Source organism: Candidatus Polarisedimenticolaceae bacterium, assembly GCA_036275915.1.
GTDB lineage: Bacteria > Acidobacteriota > Polarisedimenticolia > Polarisedimenticolales > DASRJG01 > DASRJG01.
Map to the genome: position 1 here is coordinate 117,985 of DASUCV010000022.1, position 23,158 is coordinate 141,142.

Below are 23,158 nucleotides of genomic sequence, written 5' to 3' on the forward strand. Positions count from 1 at the left end.
GCACAGGAACGATGTACGCGTCGAACGCTTACGAGTTCTTGGGAGTCTTGAGAGCGCCGCGCAGCTTGTCGGCGAGCGAGCCGAACGCTTCCTTCGGCGCGTGGTCCTCGCGCGCCGCGTAGCCGCGCACTTCGTCGCGCTCCTCGCGGTCGATGACCGCCTTGCGGCTGAGGCGGATGCGCCGCCCGCCCGGGTCGACCTCGAGGATCTCGACCTCGACGTCGGCGCCGGCGGGGAACGCCTTCGGGAGGTCCGCCTCCTTGGCGACGCCGGTCTCGGCGATCGGGATCAGTCCGGTTTTCCCGGGTGCGAGATAGACGAAGACGCCGTAGCGCTCGATCCGGTCGACCTTGCCGCGGACGCGAGCGCCGGGCGCGATCTCGCTCTTGGGTAACGCCTGGGCGGCGGAGCGGACGAGCGCCACGCCGATGCGCTTCTTGTCGGGCTCGACGGTCAGGATCTCGAAGTCGCCGACGAGGCCGACGGGCACCTCGGTCTTCCAGCCTTCCGCGGTGCCGGTCGGCGGGAACGTCGAGACGTGCGCGAGCCCCTCGATCCCCGGCGCCAGCTCGACGAACGCGCCGAACTCGGCCAGGCGCGTCACGCGTCCCGCGTGGACCTGTCCGGGTGCGTAAGTGACGGCGGCCGCGGCCCACGGATCGTCCTGGAGCTGCTTCAGGCCGAGCGCGATCTTGCCGCCCTCCGCCTCGACGCGCAGGACCTTGACGGCGATCTCGTCCCCCGGCTTCAGGATCGAGCCTGGGTCGGTCACACGCGACCAGCCCATCTCGGAGACGTGAAGGAGGCCCTGAATCCCCGCGCCGAGTTCGATGAAGGCCCCGTACTCCCGGACCGAGGCGACGCGGCCCGGGAGCACCGCCCCCGGCACGATCTCCTTCCTGACCTCGGCCGCCTTCTCGCGCTCTTCTTCTTCGAGGAGAGCCCGTCGCGAGACGACGAGGTTCTTGCCGCCTTCCTTCCATTCGACGATCCGGAACGAGTAGACGCGCCCCTCGTGGCCGGTCGCGTCGGCTCCCCGGAGGCCGATCTGCGAGATCGGGCAGAAGGCGCGCTGACCGGCGATGCGGACCTCGAAGCCGCCCTTGATCGCCCGCTCGACCTTCCCCTCGACCGGGATCCCCGCCCGATACGCGTCTTCGACCTGCCGTGCCGAAGCGGCGCCGCGCGCGAGCTTGCGGGAGAGCTTCAGGCCCCCGGCGGTTGCCACGACGACCGCGTCGATGCGGTCGCCCACCTCGACTTCGAGGTCGCCCTCGGCGTCCTTGAGGTCGTCGAGGTCGATCGTGGCCTCGCCCTTGCCGCCGACGTCGACGAAGGCGACGTCGGGCCAGATCGCGATGATCCGGCCCGACACCGTCTGTCCCTGCTCGAACGGCTTCGCCTGGAGCGATTCCGCGAGCAGGCGCGCGAACTCGTCGTCCGGCTCGGTCACGGGCAGGTGTTCGCCGAGGCGGCGATCGCCGCGTCACGCGGCGCCGCCTGCTGGGCGGAGCCGTCGTCGTACGTGCCGGTCCCGCAGGCGGACGCGCGGACCAGATACCAGTCGCCGTCGTCCTGGGCGGGGACGTGCGGATCGTCGAGCGTCGTCGCCGCGAGGTCGTTCGCCACGCAGGCATCGAGCGCCGAGGAGAAGTCGCCCGAGACGCGCAGGGACGACAAGGTCCCGCGGACGACGTCGTAGGTGGAGGCGCCCGGGATCGGCGCCCAGGCCAGACCCGACCCTGACGAGAAGGCGACGCCGCTCACTGCGGCGGGCGGCGGAACCGGGGCTCCCGGCAGGCACGCCCCGCCACCGCAGATGTCGCCGGCGGTGCAGGCGTTGCCGTCGTCGCAGGCGGCGGTGTTGTTGGCGTGCGCGCAGCCGGTGAGCGTGTCGCAGTTGTCGTCCGTGCACGGGTTCAGGTCGTCGCAGCTGATCGGCGTTCCGGGCTGGCACGTGCCGGCGCCGCAGGCGTCGCCGGTCGTGCAGGCGTTGCCGTCGTTGCAGGCGCCGCCGTCGGCGGTCACGGTGGCCGGGGTCTGGCTCGATGCGACGGCGGACGCCCCGGAGAACACCGTCACGGTGTAGGTGCCGTTCGCCGCGGCGGAAGCGTTCACGATCGTCGGATTCTGCTGGCTGGAGGTGAACCCGTTCGGCCCTGTCCACGAGTAGGTGGTGCCGGCCTGCGAATAGCTCGAGGTCAGGTGCAGCGTGCCGTGCTCGCAGATCGGCCCGTCGTTGCCGAGCGTGAGCGTACCCGACCCGGTCGTGCAGGCGCCGCCCGTCTGGATGTTGCCCAGCGACACGGTGTCGACGTACCAGCCGGAGCCGCCGGTGCTCGTGTCGTCGCCTTCGTGCCAGCGCACCTGGATCGTCTTGTTGAGGAGGTTGGCGTCGCCGCCCAGGTTCAGGCTGACCTGCGTCAGGGCCCCGATCGTTCCCTGACACCACGCGCGCTTGGCGCCCATGATGTTGTTCGTGCTCGTCGTCCCGGTGAAGCCGCCGGCGGTGAAGTCGGCGTCCGGCATCACCGTCCACGTCGTGCCGTTCAACGTGTACTCGAGCGTGCCGCCGTCCCAGCAGGTGCTCGCCGAGTACTCGAAGGCGTAGGTGTGCCAGAAGCTGAGCGTCGTCCCGGCGACGACGGTGAACGTCGGGCTCACGAGCACCTTGTCGTTCGAGGAGCTGTTGTCCTGGGCGAACCAGCTATGAGTCCCGTCATGGAACCGCGCCATCGACCACAGCCAGTTGAAGGTCCCGTTGACCGGAGCATGCGTCCAGCCCGCTTGGTCGAAGCCGCCACCCGACTGCGCGCCCTCGAACGTGTCGGTCCAGCTCGTGAGCGTGGGAGGGCCCGTCGGTGCCGCGGCCCTCTGGACCGTGTTGGTCTCCTCGAGGGCGTTGACGCCGTCGACGGCGCGGACGACGTAGAAGTACGCCGTCCCTCCCGTGAGGCCGACACCGTCGCTGAACGCCAGCGTCGAGAGTCCGGTCGCGATACGGTTCGAGGGCGAAGGGGTGAACCCGCTCGTCGTGCTCCGGTAGACGTTGTAGGAGACGCCGCCGCCACACGTCGTCGTCGCCGCGGCCCAGGTGAGGTTGACGGTGCAGGTCGCGGTCCCGGGGTTCCCGGCCGAGGTGACGCCGGCGAAGCTCGGCGCCAGGATGCAGGCGCCGGTCGCGAGCGCGTTGACTTCTGCGGAAGCCTGCGAGAAGCAGGCGCCGCCGTCGTTCGACTTGACGACGTAGTAGTAGCGGGTCCCGCCGCTCACCGTGTCGTCGTGGTAGGTGTACGGTGCTCCGTTCGCCGTTCCCGGCGAGCTGTCGGGCACGCTCGCGATCTGCGTGTAGGGACCGCCGGAGGTCGTCGCGCGGAAGACCTGATACTGGACGATGGAGGCCGCCGCCGAGTCGTTCCAGCTCACGTCGATGCGGTTGTCCTGCGGTGCCACGGCCGAGGCCGACGGCGAAGGCGGCACCGCGAGGCAGCCGCAGGCGTCGAACTTGAACGCGGCGACCCGCGTCGCCCCGCTGCCGCCGTACTCGGAGGTGTACCAGAACGTGCAATCGTCGGCCGGGTCGATGCCGATCCCCGAGTAGTCGCCCCAGCGCTCGTTGTTCGTCTTCGAGGTGGACGCGACCTGGATCGCGTTCTCGCCCTGCGGCATCGTCCCGAGCGGATCGCCCGCCAGGCGCCCGGTGTAGTAGATCGACGGAAACAGGCTGTCTCCGGTGCGCGTGTACCCCATGGCGATGTTGCCGGATTGATCCATCGCGATCGATCCGACCGAGCGGTGGACGCCGGCTTCGCCCCCGACGAGGCCCTCCTGGTAGAGGCTCCAGGCGCCGGCGCCGCTCTTGCGCAGCTCGAACCAGCGGAGCGCGGCGTGATCGGTGCCGTCGACGTCCTCGGGGAAGGTGCCGACGAGCGTCTCATGATCGCCGAAGTTCCGGTACTGGAGCGGGAAGTGCAGCGGCTCGCGGATCGGATCGATCCTCTGGGTCGTTCCCGCCTGCGGCATGCAGTTCCACGTGTTGCCGAGGCCGCACAGCGACATGTCGTAGTCGCCGATCTGGATCGACGTGAGCTTCGTCAGCGTGGTGTTCCCGGGAGTCGCCCAATCGACGGCGAGCGCCCACATCTCGAGCAGGTCGTACGGCGTCGTCGCGCCGTCCTGTGCCTCGTCGTCGCGCGGACGCATGAAGATCGCCGGCGCTCCGTTCGGCGGCGGCGTGGGCCCCTGCATCGTCCCCGGGAGGACGAGCTGGAAGCCGGAGTTCGGAAGGCTGGGAACGGTCTTCTTCTGGAACGTCGCGGGCAGCCCGGCGAGCATCTTCGCGCGGTCGAGCGCGATCACGTCGCGCCCGCCTGAGCCGGCGTTCACGCCGAGGAGGTACGAGCCGCCGTTCCCGTTCTGCGGCCAGACGCCGTACTTCGGGTAGTCGGTCGTGCTCGTCTCGACGGCGAAGGTGTAGGCGTACCAAGCGCCGGTCGGATCCGGCGTCTGGGAGACGTAGACGCAGACGTTGCCGCCCGACGACGGCAGCTCGCTGATGAGCCAGCGGTCGGCGGCGCGGTCGTAGAGGACGACCGGGTCGCAGAAGCCGGTACGGCACGGAGTCGCGGTCGTGAGCGATTGCATCGTGAAGGTCTTGAGGTTGGCCCCGTTGACCTTGCTCAGCACCTGGACCGTCGAGACCGACTGGTTCACGGCCTGGACGTAGTGGTTCGGGCCGACGTCTCCCACGGTATCGGGCGGCGATGCCGACGAAGTCTGTCCCGCGAAGTTGAGCAGCGGGGAGCTGAAGGCGTCGACCTGACGGCCGGGGCCGGTCAGCGACTCCCGCTGCTGTTGGTAGAACAGCGGGTCGACCGTCGGCTTGATCGGGTAGGGGATCGGGAGGAAGCCGTAGTCTTCGCGCCGCTTCATCTCGAGGCCGAAGGCGTTCGGATCGGGGGTGTAGTCGGGCAGGTCGCGAACCGCCGGAGTCACGATCGGCACGACAGGGTCGCCGACCCAGATCGGGCCGTTCGCCGTGTCGATCTTCTTCACCGTCTCGGCATGAGCACTGCCGAACGCACACAAGGCCACACCGAGAGCAAGGGCGCCTCTAGTCACCGTCGTCTTCCCCTTCGTCGGACTCGATGGGTGAGCTTCCTCGGGTCCCCGCGCCCTCCAGAAGCTCCTCCGCGACGGTGGAAATGTACTTGTTGTTCGCCGTCCTCGCACGGTGAAGCTCGGCCTGATTGAAGCCGGTCAAGACCGCTTCGGCGACGGCAAGAAAGTCGATCTCGGCGGGGTGAATGCGGACCCGGTATCCGCCGTCGATCGGGTCGCCGGGAGAGAAGATTTCGAATTTCTTGGCTTTGTTGCCGCGGAAAGTCCGGCGAAATACGAGATCGTTCCCCCGTGTGATCTCGACCCGGATGCTCTCGACGACGACTTTCCCCTTCGTCCCTGCCTCGGAGCCCTCTCCACCCTGGACGTAGCGCTTTTCGTCGGCGGCCGGCTCGAATTCGAGCCGCAGGCCGCCGTGAGCGCGCACCGCGGGCTCGTCGAGGATCGCCTGGATCGCCTCCCGCCGGTCGTCGGCGGGCCGGCCGAGCAGCACCCGCTCCCGTCGCGAGACCGCCGTAACGAGCGCCGGAACGTCGCGCAGCGCCTCGAGGCGGATGGGATCGGTCAGCGCCTCGACCGCCGCCTCCGCGATCGTGCGGTCCCGGGAGCGTCGCGCGAGATCGGTCAGGACCGCTTGGTCCCGGATCGACCGGATCGCGTCGAGTCGCGCCGCCGGCGACGCCGCCGTCCGCGCGATCGCGATGATCGACTTTTCGTCGAGGAGCAAGAGCGCGGACCGGCGCACGTCGGGGTCCTTGTCGGACGCGGCGACCGACGCGAGCGCGGTCGGATCGGTCAGACGCGACGTCGCGTCCCGCCGAACGACCCAGTCGGGGTGCGACTTCGCGATCGACGCGAGACGCGCGGGGTCGGAGAGGCGGTCGAGCGCGACCCGCCGGACGGCGGGCGATGGGTCCTTCCGGCAGATCGATTCGAGGAGGGAGGAGTCGTCGAGACGCGCGGCCGCGACGACGCGTACTTTCGCATCGGGATCGCGGAGGGCGAGCGCCCGGACCAGCTCGGGATCGCCCGACACGTTTCCAAGGGCGACGGCACGCACCTCCGCCGACGTGTCGGAGGCCGCGATCCGGCGCAGGACGGCCTGATCGGTCAGGCGGGCCGCCGCTTCGCGGCGCACCGACGGGTCGGCGTCCTTGGCGGCGATGCCGGCGAGCGCGCCTTGATCGTTCAGGCGAGCGGCCGCGCGTGCCCGCACCGCGGCATCGGGATCCGACGATGCGAGGCGGGCGAGGATCGCCGGGTCGGAGAGGACGTCGGCGGCCGCCCAGCGCACCTTGGCGTCGGGATCGTTCGCGAACGTGGCCGCATCGGAGAGTCTTCGCACCGCCGCCGCGCGCACGGCGCTCGTGTCCCCGCCCGCCGCGATCCCCGCGAGCGCTGCCTGGTCGGCGACGTGCGCGATCGCGGCGACACGGATCCTTTCATCGGGATCGCGCAGGAGCGCGCTCGCGTCGTCGAGGCGCTCGATCGCCGCGAGGCGGAGCTCCCGATCGGGGTCGCTCGCGGCGACCGACATCAGAAGAGCGCCGTCCTTGATCTTCGAGAGCGCCAGCGTCCGCACGTCGGGATCGTCGATCGCCCTCGCGACCTTGAGCAGCGCGTTCGGGTCGCGGATGAGCGGGATCGCGACCGCACGCATGTCGCCGCGCGGATCGTGGAGCGCCACGTCGATCAGCCGCTCCTCGCCGCGGACCGCCGAGAGCGCGCGGAAGCGCACCGCGCGGGACGGGTCCCTGAGCGCGATCCGGGTCAGCAGGTCCTGGTCGTCGAGCTTCCCGACCGCCTCCTCGCGGACGAACGCGTCCGGATCGTCGAGGGCCGCCTCGACGAGAACACGGCGGTCGGAGAGGCGTGCGATCGCGGCGCGCCTCACGACCCAGTTCTCGTCGTGGGCCAGCGCTTCGAGGATCGCGGGATCCTGGAGGCGGCCGATCGCCTCGACCTGCGCGCTCTCGCTCGACCGGTCGTTCGCCGCACGGACGAGCGCCGGGTCGTCGCCCGAGGGCAGAAGGAGAACTCCGGCGAGGATCGCCTCGATCGTCAGCACGCGCGGCGGAATCTACGACCGTTTCGGCGGTGCCGTGTGCTTCAAGAACGTCCCGTTCTGGAACTCGTCGAACGCCTGGCGCAACTCGTCCCTCGTGTTCATGACGATCGGGCCGTACCAGGCGACCGGCTCGCCGAGCGGCTTGCCCGACACGAGCAGGAACCGGATGCCCTTCTCGCCGGCCTGGACGGTGACCTCGTCCCCCGAGTCGAAGAGCACGAGCGAGCGGTTGTCGGCGTCGACCGGCGGCGTCGTATCGGCCCAGCCCACCGGCTCGGTCGGCACCGCGAGCGGCGACGAGGCGTTGCAGAAGCGCCCGGAACCGGCGAAGACGTAGGCGAACGCGTGGCGCGTGGTCGCGACCGGGAGGGTCTTCCGTTTCCCCGGCGGAACCGTGATGTCGAAGTAGTTGGGCTCCGCCGCGATCCCGTCGACCGGCCCTTTCGTCCCCCACAGCGTCCCGCAGATGATCCGCGCTTTCGTCCCGTCGTCGTCCGTGACATCGACGATGTCGGCCGACTTCACCTCCTGGTAGCGCGGCGAGGTCATCTTGAGCTGCGACGGGAGGTTCGCCCAGAGTTGGAACCCGTGCATGCGTCCGTGCTCGTCCCCTCGCGGCATCTCCTGGTGGATGATCCCGCTGCCTGCGGTCATCCACTGCACGTCGCCCGAGGCGATCGCCCCGCTGTTGCCGAGGCTGTCGGCGTGATCGACCTCTCCCGCGAGGACGTAGGTGATCGTCTCGATCCCACGGTGCGGATGCCAGGGAAATCCGGCCATGTAGGCGCTCGGGTCGTCGTTGCGGAAGTCGTCGAGGAGAAGGAACGGGTCGTAGTCCGACGTCGTCCCGAAGCCGAAGGCCCGGTTGAGGTGGACGCCGGCACCCTCCATCGTCGGTTTCGACTTCACGATGCGCCTGACCGGCCGGATGGACATCGTCGCCTCCCGCGGGGGCCATGAGCTTATTCCGTGCGAGGATCCTGCGCCATGACGTCCCGCGCGCGCGTCGCCCTCGCGGCCCTCCTCTGCGCCTATGCGGCGTGGGGCTCGCGACTCTGGCGGGAGGCGGATGACGCCTGGGAGCGGCGGGACTCGGACTACGCCTCGCTCCGCACCCTCCTCGCGTTCGACCGGGTTCCGATTCTCGACATCGAGCGGAGCCTCGACGCCGCGCTGCCGGAGGAGACGCCGGTCGCGCTCGCTCCCTCCCTCGAGAAGAACGGTGCCCTGGTCCAGCGCCTGACGGAAGGGCTCTATCCCCGGCGCATCGATCGAACGGCGGCCGACGTGCTGGCGCTCGGGCCGAACGGCGAGGTCGTGAGCCCGCGCCCGAAGGGCAAGCCGCTGCCGGTGCGTGATGCCTATTCGTTCGCGCTCGGCCTCCCGGGGCTTCTCGTCGCGGCGGGGGCGGTCTTCGGCTTCGGGCTCCTCTTGACGTCGCTCGTCCCGGCGCTCATGCGCCCGGAACGCCCGGCGCTCGCGTGGCCGGTCGCCTGGCTCGCGGGATGCGCCGCCGTCGGCGCGCTCGTCCACGTCGCGACCTGGACCCAGATCGGCGTCCCATGGTGGGCCTGGCGATTCGCAGGATGGGCCGCTTTGACGATCGTCGCGCTCCGGCGCCGGTTGCCCGCGGCCTCGCGGCCGAGCCCCGAGGCGCTGGTGCCGGCGGCGCTCGTCGCGCTGCTGCTCGTCCAGATGGCGGTGTTGCCGGTCACCGGTTGGGACGGGCGATCGATCTGGCTCTTCCACGCGAAGCAGATCTTCTTCCACGGCAAGCTGGCGCTCGCCGACCTGCGCCTCGGCGACTCCGAGTGGTCGCACCCGGTCTACCCCGCCCTCGTCCCCGCGGTCATGGCGCTCTTCGCCGGGGCGAGCCGCGTCTTCGACGAGCGCGACGCCGCGCTCGCGGTCGCTTTGATCTGGAGCGGCGCCCTCGCCGCGCTCTGGGTCCTGGCGCGGGGCGCGATGGGCCGCTGGACCGGCGCGCTCGTCACGCTGACCGCGTTCTTCGCCCTGGCGGGACTGACGACCGATCTCTACATGGACGGGATCGTCGCGGTCCTCCTCGCGGTGACGATCCTCGCTTTCGCCGACGACGCACTCGTGCCCGTCGGCATCCTCGCCGCGGCGGCCGTCTCCCTCGTCAAGGTCGAAGGCGCCGCGGCGGCCGTCGTTCTCGCGATGACGGTGAGAAGACCGAAACCGATCCTCTTCGTTCCGGCGCTCTTGCCTCTCCTCCACGCCGTGTGGCTCCGGATGAACGGCGTCACGGAGTTCCAGGCGAGGATCGACCCCTCCGCGATCCCGTCGAAGCTCCCGGTGGTCGCGGCCGGCATCGCTTCCGTCCTCGCGCGAGGAGCGCAGGGTCAACAGCACGAGACGCAGCTCCTCCTCCGCATCGGCCTCGTCGGGCTCGCCGCCGGCGCTGCGCTCGCGGCCATGAGGATCGGTTCGTCGCTGAGGGTGCGGGTGGCGCTCGCAGGGGCCGCGCTCGTCGCGATGGCGATCGTTCTCGGCGCCGCGATGCCCCAGGACGCGCCGTGGGTCGTCACGTGGACGCTCGACCGCCTCTTGCTGCATCCTGCCCTCGCCTTCGCGATGCTGCCGTTCGTATGACGAAGAAGACGCAGTCCAACGTGGCGCTCCTGACGGCGCTCCTCGTCGTCGCGACGCTCGCGGTTTACGCGCAGACCGCCGGGGCGTCGTTCATCACCGCGGACGACGGCGTCTACGTCACGGCGAACCCGACCGTGCAGGCGGGACTGACCGGCCCGGGGCTGAAGTGGGCGTTCGGCTTCCGCGACGCCAACTGGATCCCGCTCACCTGGCTCTCGCTCATGCTCGACGCGACCCTCGGTGGGACCGGCCCGCGCCTCTTCCACCTGACGAACGTCCTGCTCCACCTGGCGAGTACACTGCTCCTCTTCCTGGCCCTCACGAGGATGACCGGACGCACCGGGCGCTCGTGGTGCGTGGCGCTGCTCTTCGCGGTGCACCCGCTCCACGTCGAGTCGGTCGCCTGGGTCGCCGAACGCAAGGACACGCTCTCCGGGCTCTTCTTCATGCTCGGCCTCGTCGCGTGGTCGGCGTACGTGCGGCGGCCGCGCGCCGGCCGCTACGCGCTCGCCGCGCTCGCCCTGGCCCTCGGCCTGATGGCGAAGCCGATGCTCGTCACTTTTCCGCTCGTGCTCCTCCTCCTCGACCTCTGGCCGCTGGCCCGTCCGCTCGCTCCGAAGCGGCTGCTCCTCGAAAAGCTCCCGCTCTTCGGGCTCGCGGCGATCTCGGGCGCCCTCACCGTCGCCGCGCAGAGCGGCGGGGGCACGGTGTCGGGGCTCGAAGCGATCCCGCTCTCCGAGCGCGCCGGAAACGCCGTCGTTTCCTATGCGGCCTATCTCGTGAAGGCCGTCGTTCCCACCGGCCTCGCCTTCTTCTACCCGCACCCGGGCGGCCGACTGCCGGCCTGGGAGGTCCTCGGGAGCGCCGCGCTCCTCGCCGCGATCACGATCGTCGCCTTCCGGTCGATCCGCACGCGGCCGTATCTCGCGATCGGCTGGGCCTGGTACGCGATCATGCTCGTCCCGGTCATCGGCATCGTGCAGGTCGGCATCCAGGCGCGCGCCGACCGGTACACCTACCTGCCGCTGATCGGAATCTTTCTTGCCGCGACGTGGGCGTTCGCGGAGCTGGCGGAGGGCCGGCTCGGCTTGCAACGCGCCGCTGCGGCCGCCGCCGGCCTCGCCCTGACGGCGGCAGCCTACGTCGAAGCCGGATACTGGCACGACAGCGTGACGCTTTATCGGCGGGCGCTCGCGGTGACGCAGGACAACGTGGTGGCGCACAACGATCTCGGCCTCGCCCTCCTCCAGCAGAACGACCTCGAGGGAGCGATCCGCGAGAGCCGCGAGGCGATCCGCCTCGACCCCGGGCACCCCGAGCCCGCGAACACCCTCGCGACCGCGCTCACGCGCCTCGGCCGGCCGCAGGAAGCGATCGCCGCCTACCGTACCGCCCTCGCGCACCGCCCGAGCGACGCGGTGCTCCACGGGAACCTCGGGACCGTGCTCGCCGAGACCGGCGATCTCGACGGCGCGCGCACGGAGTTTCAGACGGCGCTCCGCATCGCCCCCGACTCCTCCGACGCCCACTACAATGTCGGCATCCTGCTCGCCCGTGAAGGACGCTACGACGAAGCGATCGCCGAGCTCGTCATCGCTCAGCGCCTGAGCCCGTTCGATCCGGAGATCCGCCAGAGCCTGGACGCCGCCCGCGCCGCGTCGAGGAAGTGAGGAACACGATGCCCGTCGCGCTTCAGACCACGCTCCTGCTCATCGTCTCGAACGTCTTCATGACCTTCGCGTGGTACGCGCACCTGAAGTCGCTCAGCTCGAGGCCCTGGTACGTCGCCGCGCTCGTGAGCTGGGGCGTCGCGCTCTTCGAGTATCTCTTCCAGGTCCCGGCGAACCGGATCGGCCACGCGACGATGACGGTGCCGCAGCTCAAGATCCTTCAAGAGGTCATCACGCTCTCGGTCTTCGTGCCGTTCTCGCTCGTCTACCTGCGGGAGCCGATCAAGCTGGACTATCTGTGGGCGGGGCTTTGTCTCTGCGGCGCCGCCTACTTCATGTTTCGCGGCTGATATTCGGCGCGGAGCGACGCGATCGTCGCCGTGTCCGCCGGGTCGAAGACGGGCTCGAGATCGTATTGCTCGAAGAAGAGGCTGGCGGCGAGGCCCTCGGGTAGGCCGAGCATCCGGCGCAGCTTGCGATCCTCCGGGACGAAGCCGCGGCGGAGGAGCGAGCGCACGCTGCCGGCGATCGTCCCGCGGAAGCCGCAGACGTACGCGACCGCGGTGTCGGGCGCGAGCGGACCGAGGCCGAGGTCGCCGTCGAGGAGCGTTTCCACGCGGCCGTTGCGGCCGGTCCACTCGGGATGCGCGTGCGGACGGCTCACCGTCGGGACGTAGCGCAGGCCGTGCTCCCGCGCGGCGCTTTCCAGCTCGTCACGGTACGCCAGCTCCTCGGGATGGCTGACGCCGTGGAGCACCGTCGTCCGCGCGAGCGCGGCCGCGTCGCCTTCGCGCACCGCGGCACGCACCATGCTGAGGAACGGCGCGAGCCCCGTGCCGGCGGCGATCAGGATCCGCCGGCGCACATCGCCGGCCGGAAGCGTGCGCGCGAGCGTGAAGCGGCCGACGATCTTCTCGCCCGCGTGCAGGCGCTCGCCCACGGGGAGCTCGAAGAGCCGGTGCGTGAGCGGGGTCTCCGTCTCGGGGTTCCGCGCGTAGCGGATGTAGAACTCGAGCCAGCGACGCTCGTCCGGCGACGACGCGATCGAGTAGGCGCGCTGGAGGTCGCCGATCCCGAGCGTCACGTATTGACCCGGCACGAACCAGCGTCCGTCCGGCGGCGCGGCATCGGGCGCGATGCGGAAGATCGCGAGCGCTGGTGCGACGTCGATCCGCTCCACGAGGCGCGCGTTCTCGGCCAGCTCCTGGGACATCCTGCCGCAAGGGTACGTCAAGAAGCGCTCGCTACCGGTAGAACACGGCGATGCGGGAATTCTGGACTGCCGACAGAGACTTCCATCGGTTCCCGGGAATCGCCGTGAGAAATCCGTTCCTCGAGCGCGACGCGCACGAGACACGCGCCCGCTACTCGATCAGGGGGAGGGAGCGGCGTTCGCGCGCTCCACGACTCCGGTCGTGAAGCCTTTCGTGCCTCAGGGATTGCAGCCGCCGGAACCCGCCACGCGCTCCCGGTTGCCGCTGCCGAGCCCGTAGGACCCGGCAACGGGGGGATTGCCCACGGTGCCGCGGTACACGTAGAAGAACGCCTGCCCTGGAGCGGGGTCGACGCCGTCCTCGTACCCCGCCGTATCGGTGTCCCCCGAGTCGTTCTCGAGACACGTGACCGTTCCGAGATCGACGGTCGTGCCATTGAAGCCGAGATTCGCCACGTTGCCACGGATCACGTCGTACTTGATCGATTGGGGGTCGGGATCCCACGACAGGAGCGTCGGCGACGCCTTCCTCACGGTGAACTTCGGCTTCGCGGATTGGTCGGCGACGTAGAGCGACGCGCTGTGAGGGCTCAGCCCGATAAGGTCCCAACCGGTGATCGCGGTCTTCGTCCCGGTGCTGTCGAAACCGAAGGACTCGACGCCAGAATCACCGAAATCGACCCAGTCCGCCGTCGGCGCGAGAGCACTTCCGGGCCCTTGCACGCGCTCGATCGCGCCGCCGCTGACGGCGACGCGGATCAAGCCCGAGCAGGTCACGGTGTAGACCCACGCGCCGTTCCGCGTGATCCGCGGCATCGATGCATCGCACGCCTCATGCGTCAACTGCCGTGTCGTCGCGGTGTTCGTGTCGCGCAGGAAGACTTGAAAGACGTGCCCGGGATTCTCCCCCACGATGTCGGCGTTCGACTCCCACACGATCTTGGAGCCGTCGCCGTTGACATCGGGCCAGAGCGCGTCGTAGCTGGAGTCGCTCGTGAGCCGCTGCCGGCTCGTGCCGTCGAGCGTGATCCGGACGATCTGGCTGCGGAGGGAAGGATTGAGCCCGTCGTCGTTGCTGGAGCTCTGGTAGACGATCCACGTCGGCGACGTCGTCGCGCTGAGCCTCGCCCTGTGGTAGATCCCGGAATGTTCGGCCGTGACCGCGGCCAGACCCGTGGCGTCCGGCTTGATCTTCAGGAGCTCCTCAGTGCTGCTGCTCTCGAAGACGATCCACTGTCCGTCGAACCGGAATTGCGGGTCGAACGACCGAGTCCCGCTCGTGCAGTCGAACGTGAGCTGGACGGGCGAGCCGCTGGGGTTCATGCGGTAGAGCGACGGCGTGTGGCACGTGTTGGTGCCCACGAGATCGTCCTGGGTCACGAAGGCCAGCGAACCGGCGTCCGACACCGAGTAGCTGTCGTACCACGAGGACAACGCGGTCACCTGCGTCAATCCGGTGCCGTTCGCCTGAATCGTGAAGATTTGAAGGGCGTTTTGCGGATTGGCGCCCGTCAAATTGCCGGAGCACCCGAAGAACATCCGCGTCGCGTTCGCGAGCATCGTGACCTGGTCGGCGCCGCCGTAGACGGACAGGCTCGTCAGATCCCGCTCGTCCCCGCCTGCGCCGTTGAACGTGACGAGATTCCCCTTGCCCCCGCCTTGAACGTCGAACGAGATCGTCACGAGACGGCTCCCATCGCCGGACAGCGCCGTCATGAGGAAGTATTTCGACGCGTTGGGGGTGAGGACCTGCGTATCGCTCGTTCCGTCGGTATTGATCTTGTGGATGTCGGTGTAGCCATAGAAGACCGTCGAGCCGTCGTCGGTCATGCCGTCGAGCTGGGCCGCCGGTAAGGTCACCACGCCGGTGCCATCCCAGTTCATGACGCTCGCGTTCATCGCGAGCTTCGCTCCGTTCCCCGAAAGAGAGATGAAGGACACCCCTGCCAGCCGCTGTTGCCGGTTCGATCCGTCGGCTTCGATCGTGATCGCCCACGGTACCCCGCTCACGGGCTCGACGAACGCGATCCTCTGGCCGTCGTCGCTGATCGCCATCATGGGATCGGGAACGACTTGCCCCGCGTTCCTGTACGCCCTCCCGAGCTGCACGAGCCCGGTCCCGTCGCGGTTCACGACGAAGATCATTTCGACGCGCTGCGGATTCGTCCCCAGAGGATCGGTATCGGCCGAGAAGAGGATGCGGTTTCCGGACCCTGAGATCCTCGCGCTGGTCACACCCTTGCCCACGAACGAGGCGTCGCTCGTGACCTGAGAAAGGCCGGTCCCGTCGGGGTGCATGACGAAGAGCTCGGCGCTCCTGTCGTTGTTGACGCCGGTGAGGTTGCCCTGCGAGACGAAGGCGATCCACTGACCGTCGTCGGTGACCGACACCGTTCGCACCCCGGCTGCGAAGCTCGTGACCTGCGTCCCGGCACCCGTAACGGGGTCGAAGCGGAAGATCTGCGGCAGGTACGCCGGGTTCGTTCCAAGCTGATTGGACGTGGTGACCACGTACACGGCGCTGCCCTTTCCGTCGACCGCCGAGTGGAAGAGCCACTCATCGGGGAGATCCTTGAGCTGCGAGAGGACTTGTGCGCGTGCGCACGTCCCGACGAACATCGCGAGCATCACGCCGCGGAGAATGCAGCGGGGTTTCACGGCACTGGCCCCCCCAAAATCCGGCCCGGTTTGACCGAAGCGTACGCTCGGATACTGCGAACGACAATCCCGAACTCGCGCGATTTCAGCTCAGGATCAGGTCGACGGACGCCGTCCTCCGCAGCACGCGCACGACAACCTCGCCGTCGTGGTGGTCGAGGAAGAGGTCGAGCTCGCCTTCGCCGACGCGGAGGTTTCGAATCGTCAGCGCGTGCAAGAAGCTCGGCATGCGCGGCTTCGCGAGACGGATCTGGCGAGATTCGGCGTTGATGCTCAATCCGAGCATGCCGTGGAGGAGGAGGAAGACACTCCCGGCGGCCCAAGCCTGCGGCGAGCACGCGACGGGGTAGAGGGTCGGCGCCTCCCCCGGCTGGCGCGGGAAGCCGCACATCAGCTCGGGAAGGCGGGAGACGTCGATAGCGCGGCTCGCCTCGAAGAGCGCGGTCAGGATGCGCTCACAGCCGAGCGTCTCGCCGTACCGCGCGAGTCCGATCCCGATGAGGGCGTTGTCGTGAGGCCACACGGAGCCGTTGTGGTAGGCCATCGGGTTGTAGCGCGGCGCCGAACGCGCGAGCGTCGACACGCCCCAGCCGGAGAAGTGATCGGCCGAGAGGAGCGTCTGGCTGAGAATCGAGGCGTGCTCGGGGGCGGCGATCCCGGTGAAGAGCGTGTGGCCGGCGTTCGAGCTGCGGACGCGGCAAGGTCGCTTGTCGCCGTCGAGCGCCAAGGCGTACGTTCCGAGGTCCTCCAGCCAGTACGTCTCCTGGAAGGCTCGCTTGAGCTTCTCCGCGTCGCGGGCGAGCTTCTCCGCGACGTTCGTATGACCGAGCCGCCTCGCGATCGGAGCGATCCACGCGCGGGCGGCGTAGGCGTACGCCTGGACCTCGCAGAGGGCGATCGGCCCTTCCGCGAGCGTGCCGTCCTCGTGCATGATCGAGTCTCGCGAGTCCTTCCATCCTTGGTTGTCGAGGCCGTGCGGCCCCCGCTTCCGGTACTCGATGAACCCGTCGCCGTCGAGATCGCCGGGGCCCTCCATCCACTCGATGGCGAGCTCGAGGGCCGGCCACAGATCGCGCATGAGGTCGAGGTCGTTCGTGCGCTCGTGGTAGGCGGCAGCGAGTAGAACGAAGAGCGGCGTCGAGTCGACGCTTCCGTAGTAGCGGCCGAACGGGACCTCGCCGAGGTTCGGCATCTCGCCGGCGCGCATCTCGTGCAGGATCTTCCCCGGCTCGGCGTCGCGATCAGGATCGTCGTGCAGCGCCTGATGCGCGGCGAGGAAGCGGAGGACGCCGCGCGCCATCTCGGGTGCCAGCCACAGGACTTCGTAAGCGGTGATGAGCGCGTCGCGCCCGAACGGCGTGCAAAACCACGGGACGCCGGCGTACGGGAATGGCCCGTACTGCGTGACGGCGGTGAGCATGGCGAGATCGGAGCGCGACCTCCGGATCCACGCGTCGAAGGCCGCCTGCGATGCGGCAATCTCGGTGCGCCAGCGGCCGGAGGGGGCGGAGGACGGCTTGCGGAAGTGCCTGTGCTCGTGCTCCTCGATCTCGCAGTCGATCGTGAACGAGAGCGAAAGTTCGACGTCGCGCGGTAGCGTGAGGTCGTAGGCGATCGAGGTCTCGTCGGCGCGCTTCGGCTCCGTGTGGCAGACGATGCGTGTGACCCGCAGGATGCCGTCGAGCCCGTAGTAGCGCAGGCGGACCTCGTCCGTCCCGACGTCAACCGGGAGGAGCGTGCCGCGCTTTTCTCGTACTGCGCCTCTCACCTCGAAGAGGTCGACGAAGTCCGACGCGAAGCGCAGCTCGAACGGCACGACGATCGTCTCGGCGCCGTAGTTCCGGAAGGTGCAGTCGACGTGGCAGCGGCCCTCCTCGAGGCGCACGCGCCGCACGAGGTGCACGGAATGCCGCGGCATCGACCAGGCTCCCTGGTCGCGGATGTCCGGGTTCGTCAGGTGGACGATGAGCGTCCCGTCCTCTTCGTGAACGCTCGCGGACAGGAGCGCCGGACGGTGCTGCCACATCATGATCTGGAGGCGCGAGAGGAAACGCGTGCCCGCGTGGAACAGGCCATGCCGTCCGTAATGCGGCGGCAGGATGTCGCCGAGCCGGTCGAACAACGCGAAGGTGTCGCCGCGGACGGTGACGAGCGTGCGCTCGTCCATCGTGCCGCCCTCGACCTGGATTTCGTACCCCTCCGGCACGTCGATCACGACACCGCCTTTTGCGCCATCACCGACTCGAACACGGCGACGTAGTCCTTCGCCATGCGCGGGGCGGTGAATCGCCGCTCGAAGCTCTCGCGGCACGCGTCGCGCGAGATCCGGTCGAGGCGCGCCACCGCCCGCGCGGCGGCACCGATGTCGTCGACGAGGAAGCCGGTCACGCCGTGCTCGAGGACCTCCGACACCGACCCGTGCTGCCACGCGATCACCGGCGTGCCACAGGCGAGCGCCTCGATCATCGTGAGGCCGAACGGCTCGGGCCAGTCTATCGGGAACAGCATGGCGAGGGCGTTCCCGAGGAACTCGTCCTTGGCGGAGTCGTTGATCTCGCCGAGCCAGGTCACGAGCGGGTGCGAGAGCAGCGGCTCGATCGTCTCGTGAAAGTACTGCTTGTCGGCAGGGTCGACCTTGGCCGCGATGCGCAGCGGCCTCTGGCTCCGGATCGCGATCTCGATCGCGCGATCGACGCGCTTCTCCGGCGAGACGCGGCCGACGAACGCGAGATATCCCAGGTGCCGGGAGTGATGGCGGTAGAGATCGGACGGCAGCCCGTGGTGCACCGTCGCCGCCCAGCGGGCGCCCTGCAGCGGCTCGCGCTGGCTGTCGGAGATCGAGACGACCCACTGCTCCCCGTACTCGTCGTAGAGGGGAACGAGGTCTTCGAGGTCGAGACGGCCGTGGAGCGTGCTGACGACGGGAACCGGCGACCGCCGCGCGAACGGGAGAGCCACCGCGTCGATGTGCGAGTGGATGACGTCGAAGTCCCGGTCGTGCCCGAAGACCTCCTCGAGCATGAGCATGTGCGGGAGCAGCGGATCCCCGCGGTAGCTCGCGCGCCGGAGCGCCTCGTGCGCGCCCGGCACGAGCCGTGCTGCGGTCTTGGAGTCGCCGCTCGCGAATAGCGTGACGTCGTGGCCCTGCGCCACGAGCTCTTCGGTCAGGTAGGAGACGACCCGCTCGGTGCCGCCGTAACCGTGAGGAGGCACGCTCTCGTAGAGCGGGGCGATCTGCGCGATCTTCATGTCAGTCCCGCGAGCCCGGCGCCGATGACGATCGTGTCCACGTAACAACCCTCGGGTTTTTCCCTGATCGGCTGTAACGCCTGAGACGTTCCAGTAAAACGCTGTGACGCCATTCGCGCCAGCGCGCCTGCGGAACTAGGCTCCTCGGTATGAAGTCGGTGCGGGCGACGACGCCCTAGGCGATCCCTGCTACTCTCGAGGGTCGGACTGCGGCAAGAACCTATCCGGCCTTGGAGCGTATTAGGGACATGCTTCGTATCGCAGGGCTGAACAAGTCCTACGGGTCGGGGAGGAACCGTCTCCACGTCCTGAAATCGGTCGATCTCTCCATCGAAGCGAACGAGATGGTCGCCGTCATGGGGTCGTCGGGCTCGGGGAAGTCGACCCTCATGAACGTCATCGGCCTCCTCGATTCTTATGATTCAGGCACCTATCACCTCGACGGCCAGCTCATGAAGGACCTCTCGGAGACGCGCGCCGCGGTCTACCGGCGGAAGCTCATCGGCTTCGTCTTCCAGTCGTTCAACTTGATCCCGTTCAAGACCGCCGCCGAGAACGTCGCCCTGCCGCTTTACTACCAGGGCGTCGGGAGGAAGAAGCGCCTCGCGATCGCGACGCAGTACCTCGAGCGCGTCGGCCTCGGCGCGCGCGCCGAGCACCGGCCCAGCGAGATGTCGGGGGGCGAGCAGCAGCGGGTGGCGATCTCGCGTGCGCTCGTCGCGAAGCCGAAGATCCTGCTGGCCGACGAGCCGACCGGCGCCTTGGACTCGGCGACGTCGCTCGACATCATGCGCCTCCTCCAGGAGGTCAACGCGGGAGGCGTGACGACGATCGTGGTCACGCACGAGCACGACGTCGCGGCGATGACGCAGCGCGTCATCCGCCTCAAGGACGGTCGCGTCGAGGACACGAAGTCCGAGCTGGCCGCGCATGCTTGATCTCGATACCTGGCAGGAGATCTGGGGCACGATCAAGGCGAACAAGCTGCGGTCGTTCCTGACCGCATTCTCGGTCGCCTGGGGGATCTTCATGCTCATCGTGCTCCTGGGCTCGGGCCAGGGGCTCGCGCACGGGATCGAGTACCAGTTCCGGGACGACGCGATCAACAGCATCTGGGTCTTCCCGGGGCAGACGAGCGTCCCCTTCAAGGGATTGGCGCCCGGGCGCCGCGTCCAGCTCACCAACGAGGACCGGAACGAGCTGAAGTCGACGGAGGGGGTCGTCGACCACATCACGTCGCGCTTCTACATCAACGGCAGCGTCCGTGTCCGCTACAAAGACGAGACGACGACCTTCGACTGTCGCTGCGTCCATCCCGACCACCTCTACCTCGAGAACACGATCATGGTCGAGGGGCGCTTCATCAACGAGCTGGACCTGGCCGAGCACCGCAAGGTGTGCGTCATCGGCGTCCGCGTGCGGGACGCCCTCTTCAAGAAGGAGCCGCCGCTCGACAAGAACGTCGAGATCAACGGGATCGCCTTCCGCGTCGTCGGCCTCTTCGACGACGTCGGGGGCGAGAACGAGCAGGAGAAGATCTACCTGCCGATCACGACGGCGCAGCGTGCCTTCGGCGGCGCGAACCGCGTCGCGATGATCATGATGACCACGGGCGACGCGCCGCTTGCCGATACGGAGACCGCCGCGAAAGACGTCAAGCGGCGGATCGCCGGCCGGCACAGCTTCTCGGTCGACGACCCGCGCGCCCTCTTCGTCAACAACAACAACGAGGAGTTCCAGCGCTACACCAACCTCATGGCGGGGATCCGCCTGTTCGTGTGGATCATCGGGATCGGGACGATCCTCGCCGGCGTCGTCGGCGTCAGCAACATCATGATGATCACCGTACGCGAGCGGACGCGCGAGATCGGGGTGAGGAAGGCGCTCGGCGCGACGCCGTTCTCGGTTGTCAGCCTCGTGCTCCAGGAGTCGATCCTCATCACCGCGACCGCCGGTTACTTCGGGCTCGTCCTCGGGATCGCGGCCCTCGAGCTGGCGGGGACGAAGCTCCCGGGCAGCGACTACTTCCGGAACCCCGAGGTCGATCTCACGGTGGCGATCGAGGCGACGCTTCTCCTCATCGTCGCCGGCCTCGCCGCCGGCTTCGTCCCGGCGCGGCGGGCGGCGATGGTCCGCCCCGTCGACGCGTTGAGGAACGAATGAGCTTCTTCGACGGCGACCACTGGCGCGAGATCTACGAGGCGCTCCGCGGGAACAAGATGCGCACGTTCCTCACGGCGTTCGGCGTCTTCTGGGGCATCTTCATGCTCATGGTCATGCTCGCCTCGGGGAACGGCCTGTGGAACGGCGTCTCCGCGGGGTTCTCGGAGGAGGCGACGAACAGCGTCTTCCTCTGGACGCAGCGGACGACGAAGCCGTACCGCGGGATGGCGAGCGGCCGGCCGATCCAGTTCGACCTCGGCGATTACGCGGCGGTCAAGGGGCAGATCCGCGAGGCCGAGGCGGTCTGTCCCAGAAACCAGCTCGGCGGCTTCCGCGGCGGGAACAACGTCACGCGCGGCACGAAGGCCGGCGCCTTCTCCGTGATGGGAGACGTCCCCGAGATCGCGCGCGTCCAGGCGATCCACATCACCGGCGGGCGCTTCCTGAATCAGCTCGATCTCGACGAGCGCCGCAAGGTCGCCGTCATCGGCACGCGGGTCAAGGAGGTCCTCTTCGGCAAGAACGAAGACCCGCTCGGCGAGATGCTCAAGATCAACGGCGTGACCTTCCGCGTCATCGGCACGTTCAAGCCGACGCGCGCCGACAACGGCGATCGCGACGAGCAGTCGCAGACGATCTTCGTCCCCTTCTCCGTCTTCCAGTCGGCGTTCAACTTCGGCGACCGGGTCGGTTGGTTCGCGCTCGTGTCGGCGCCGGGCGTTCCGGCGAGCGTCGTCGAGACGAAGACGCTCGCGCTCTTGAAGGACCGGCACCGCATCGCACCCGACGATCCGAGGGCTCTCGGCCACTACAACTCCGAGGTCGAGTTCAACAAGGTCTCGGGGCTCTTCGTCGGGATCCGGACCCTCGTGTGGATCGTCGGGATCGGCACGCTCTCGGCCGGCGTCATCGGCGTCAGCAACATCATGCTCGTCATCGTGCGCGAGCGGACGAACGAGATCGGAATCCGGCGCGCGGTCGGCGCGACCCCGTGGACGATCAGCCTCCAGATCGTCATGGAGTCGCTCATCCTCACCGGCTTCGCGGGCTACCTCGGGCTCGTCGCCGGTGTCGCGGTCGTCGAGGGGATCGGCTCGCTCATCGCGGCGAATCCGGGCCAGTTCTTCCGCAACCCCGACGTTCCGTTCGAGAGCGCCGTCTTCACACTGGGTGTCCTCGTCGTCTCGGGGGTCCTCGCCGGCCTCATCCCCGCGCGCCGCGCGATGAAGATCAGCACCGTGGAGGCCTTGAGAGGGGTATGAAGAAGATCCTGACCGCATTCCTCGCCGTCGTCATCGTCACGCTCTTCGGCGGCACGCTGTATTACCTCTGGCACAAGGCACGGAAGGTCGAGGTCGTCTACGACACCGAGTCGCCGCAAGTGGCCGACATCGTCAAGAAGACGGTCGCGACCGGCTCCGTGATCCCGCGCAAGGAGGTCGCGGTCAAGCCGCAGGTCTCCGGCATCATCGAGACGATCCGCGTCGAGCCGGGGCAGCAGGTCAAGCGCGGCGATCTCTTGGCGACGATCCGCGTCGTCCCGAACACCGCCGCCCTCGCCGCGGCCGAGAGCCGCGTCCACCAGGCCGAACTCAGGTCCGACGACGCGGCGCGCGAGTACGCCCGCCTCGACAAGCTCGCGAAGGACGGCATCGTCTCGGACAAGGACTATCGCGCAGCCACGCTCGCGCGCGACACCGCCGTCGAGGAGCTGGCCGCTGCGAAGGACAGCCTCGAGGTCGTGAAGCGCGGGGTCGCCGCACGCGCCGGCAACGTCTCGAACACGAACGTCGTCGCGACGATCGACGGTACCGTCCTCGACGTCCCGGTCAAGGAGGGCGGCTCGGTCATCGAGACGAACACCTTCAACGACGGGACGACGATCGCGACCCTCGCCGACATGTCGGAGCTCATCTTCGAGGGGAAGGTCGACGAGAGCGAGGTCGGCAAACTCCGGCCCGGCATGGCGATCGTGCTCACGATCGGCGCCCTCGAGCCCCGCAAGTTCGACGCGACGCTCGAGTACATCGCCCCGAAGGGGGTCGACGAGAACGGCGCAATCCAGTTCAAGATTCGCGCGGCGGTCAGGCAGACCGCGGACGCCGTGATCCGCGCCAACTACTCCGCGAACGCCGACATCGTTCTCGACCGCCGCGACAAGGTGCTCGCGGTCAAGGAGAGCCTTCTCCAGTTCGACAAGGACCAGCCCTACGTCGAGGTCGAGACCGGCCCGCAGAAGTTCGAGCGCCGCAAGCTGAAGACCGGCCTCAGCGACGGCGTCACGATCGAGGTGCTCGAGGGCTTGACCAAGGACGACAAGCTCAAGGCGGGCGTCCATCAGGCGAGCCCGGGGGCTGCGAACTCCTAACAGGTTCACTCTTCCCGTATACTTCGCGGCCC

General features: G+C 68.7%; 15 protein-coding genes. 7 read left to right on the forward strand and 8 right to left on the reverse strand.

All coding sequences use genetic code 11. The annotated features are described in order from the left end of the window. Positions 1–28: 28 nt before the first annotated feature. Genes VFV19_17330 through VFV19_17345 form a run of 4 tightly spaced genes read right to left on the reverse strand, consistent with a single transcriptional unit; the run spans position 29 to position 8,125 of the window. Positions 29–1,453 (reverse strand): S1 RNA-binding domain-containing protein, encoded by a 1,425-nt coding sequence (locus VFV19_17330; GenBank protein ID HEX4826064.1) that lies wholly within the window; start codon positions 1,451–1,453, stop codon positions 29–31. After that, complete coding sequence (locus VFV19_17335) at positions 1,450–5,055, reverse strand: hypothetical protein (GenBank protein ID HEX4826065.1); 3,606 nt, start codon at positions 5,053–5,055, stop codon at positions 1,450–1,452. Before VFV19_17335 ends, VFV19_17330 begins: the two co-directional genes overlap by 4 nt. A 58-nt stretch (positions 5,056–5,113) precedes the next feature. Further along, positions 5,114–7,189: a hypothetical protein gene (locus VFV19_17340; GenBank protein HEX4826066.1), complete on the reverse strand. Its 2,076-nt coding sequence runs from the start codon at positions 7,187–7,189 to the stop codon at positions 5,114–5,116. A gap of 12 nt (positions 7,190–7,201) precedes the next feature. After that, complete coding sequence (locus VFV19_17345) at positions 7,202–8,125, reverse strand: pirin family protein (GenBank protein HEX4826067.1); 924 nt, start codon at positions 8,123–8,125, stop codon at positions 7,202–7,204. 51 nt (positions 8,126–8,176) lie between these two features. Here VFV19_17345 and VFV19_17350 point away from each other — a divergent pair, with 51 nt between their 5' ends. Genes VFV19_17350 through VFV19_17360 form a run of 3 tightly spaced genes read left to right on the forward strand, consistent with a single transcriptional unit; the run spans position 8,177 to position 11,825 of the window. Further along, positions 8,177–9,805 (forward strand): hypothetical protein, encoded by a 1,629-nt coding sequence (locus VFV19_17350; GenBank protein ID HEX4826068.1) that lies wholly within the window; start codon positions 8,177–8,179, stop codon positions 9,803–9,805. Continuing rightward, positions 9,802–11,475, forward strand: a complete 1,674-nt coding sequence (locus tag VFV19_17355) for a tetratricopeptide repeat protein (protein HEX4826069.1) — start codon at positions 9,802–9,804, stop codon at positions 11,473–11,475. Before VFV19_17350 ends, VFV19_17355 begins: the two co-directional genes overlap by 4 nt. A gap of 8 nt (positions 11,476–11,483) precedes the next feature. After that, positions 11,484–11,825 (forward strand): DMT family protein, encoded by a 342-nt coding sequence (locus VFV19_17360; GenBank protein ID HEX4826070.1) that lies wholly within the window; start codon positions 11,484–11,486, stop codon positions 11,823–11,825. On the opposite strand, the gene VFV19_17365 is transcribed toward VFV19_17360, so the two are convergent. The 4 genes from VFV19_17365 to VFV19_17380 all read right to left on the reverse strand — a co-directional run bounded on the left by VFV19_17365 (position 11,804) and on the right by VFV19_17380 (position 18,595). Next, complete coding sequence (locus VFV19_17365) at positions 11,804–12,688, reverse strand: hypothetical protein (protein ID HEX4826071.1); 885 nt, start codon at positions 12,686–12,688, stop codon at positions 11,804–11,806. The genes VFV19_17360 and VFV19_17365 overlap by 22 nt on opposite strands. Before the next feature lie 219 nt (positions 12,689–12,907). Then, positions 12,908–15,346: a hypothetical protein gene (locus VFV19_17370; protein ID HEX4826072.1), complete on the reverse strand. Its 2,439-nt coding sequence runs from the start codon at positions 15,344–15,346 to the stop codon at positions 12,908–12,910. A gap of 85 nt (positions 15,347–15,431) precedes the next feature. Next, positions 15,432–17,561, reverse strand: a complete 2,130-nt coding sequence (locus VFV19_17375) for a glycogen debranching N-terminal domain-containing protein (GenBank protein HEX4826073.1) — start codon at positions 17,559–17,561, stop codon at positions 15,432–15,434. Continuing rightward, a complete protein-coding gene (locus VFV19_17380; protein HEX4826074.1) occupies positions 17,558–18,595 on the reverse strand; it encodes a glycosyltransferase family 4 protein in 1,038 nt (345 codons plus the stop codon). The genes VFV19_17375 and VFV19_17380 overlap by 4 nt, the downstream gene beginning before the upstream one ends. Positions 18,596–18,843: 248 nt before the next feature. Here VFV19_17380 and VFV19_17385 point away from each other — a divergent pair, with 248 nt between their 5' ends. From VFV19_17385 to VFV19_17400, 4 genes are read left to right on the forward strand one after another with little or no spacing between them, the layout of a single operon-like run. After that, complete coding sequence (locus tag VFV19_17385) at positions 18,844–19,533, forward strand: ABC transporter ATP-binding protein (GenBank protein HEX4826075.1); 690 nt, start codon at positions 18,844–18,846, stop codon at positions 19,531–19,533. Then, a complete protein-coding gene (locus VFV19_17390; GenBank protein HEX4826076.1) occupies positions 19,526–20,758 on the forward strand; it encodes an ABC transporter permease in 1,233 nt (410 codons plus the stop codon). Before VFV19_17385 ends, VFV19_17390 begins: the two co-directional genes overlap by 8 nt. After that, positions 20,755–22,020: an ABC transporter permease gene (locus VFV19_17395; protein ID HEX4826077.1), complete on the forward strand. Its 1,266-nt coding sequence runs from the start codon at positions 20,755–20,757 to the stop codon at positions 22,018–22,020. Before VFV19_17390 ends, VFV19_17395 begins: the two co-directional genes overlap by 4 nt. Then, positions 22,017–23,126 carry an efflux RND transporter periplasmic adaptor subunit gene (locus tag VFV19_17400; protein ID HEX4826078.1) on the forward strand — a complete coding sequence of 370 codons (1,110 nt, stop codon included), beginning with the start codon at positions 22,017–22,019 and terminating at the stop codon, positions 23,124–23,126. Before VFV19_17395 ends, VFV19_17400 begins: the two co-directional genes overlap by 4 nt. The last annotated feature ends 32 nt before the right edge of the window (positions 23,127–23,158 follow it).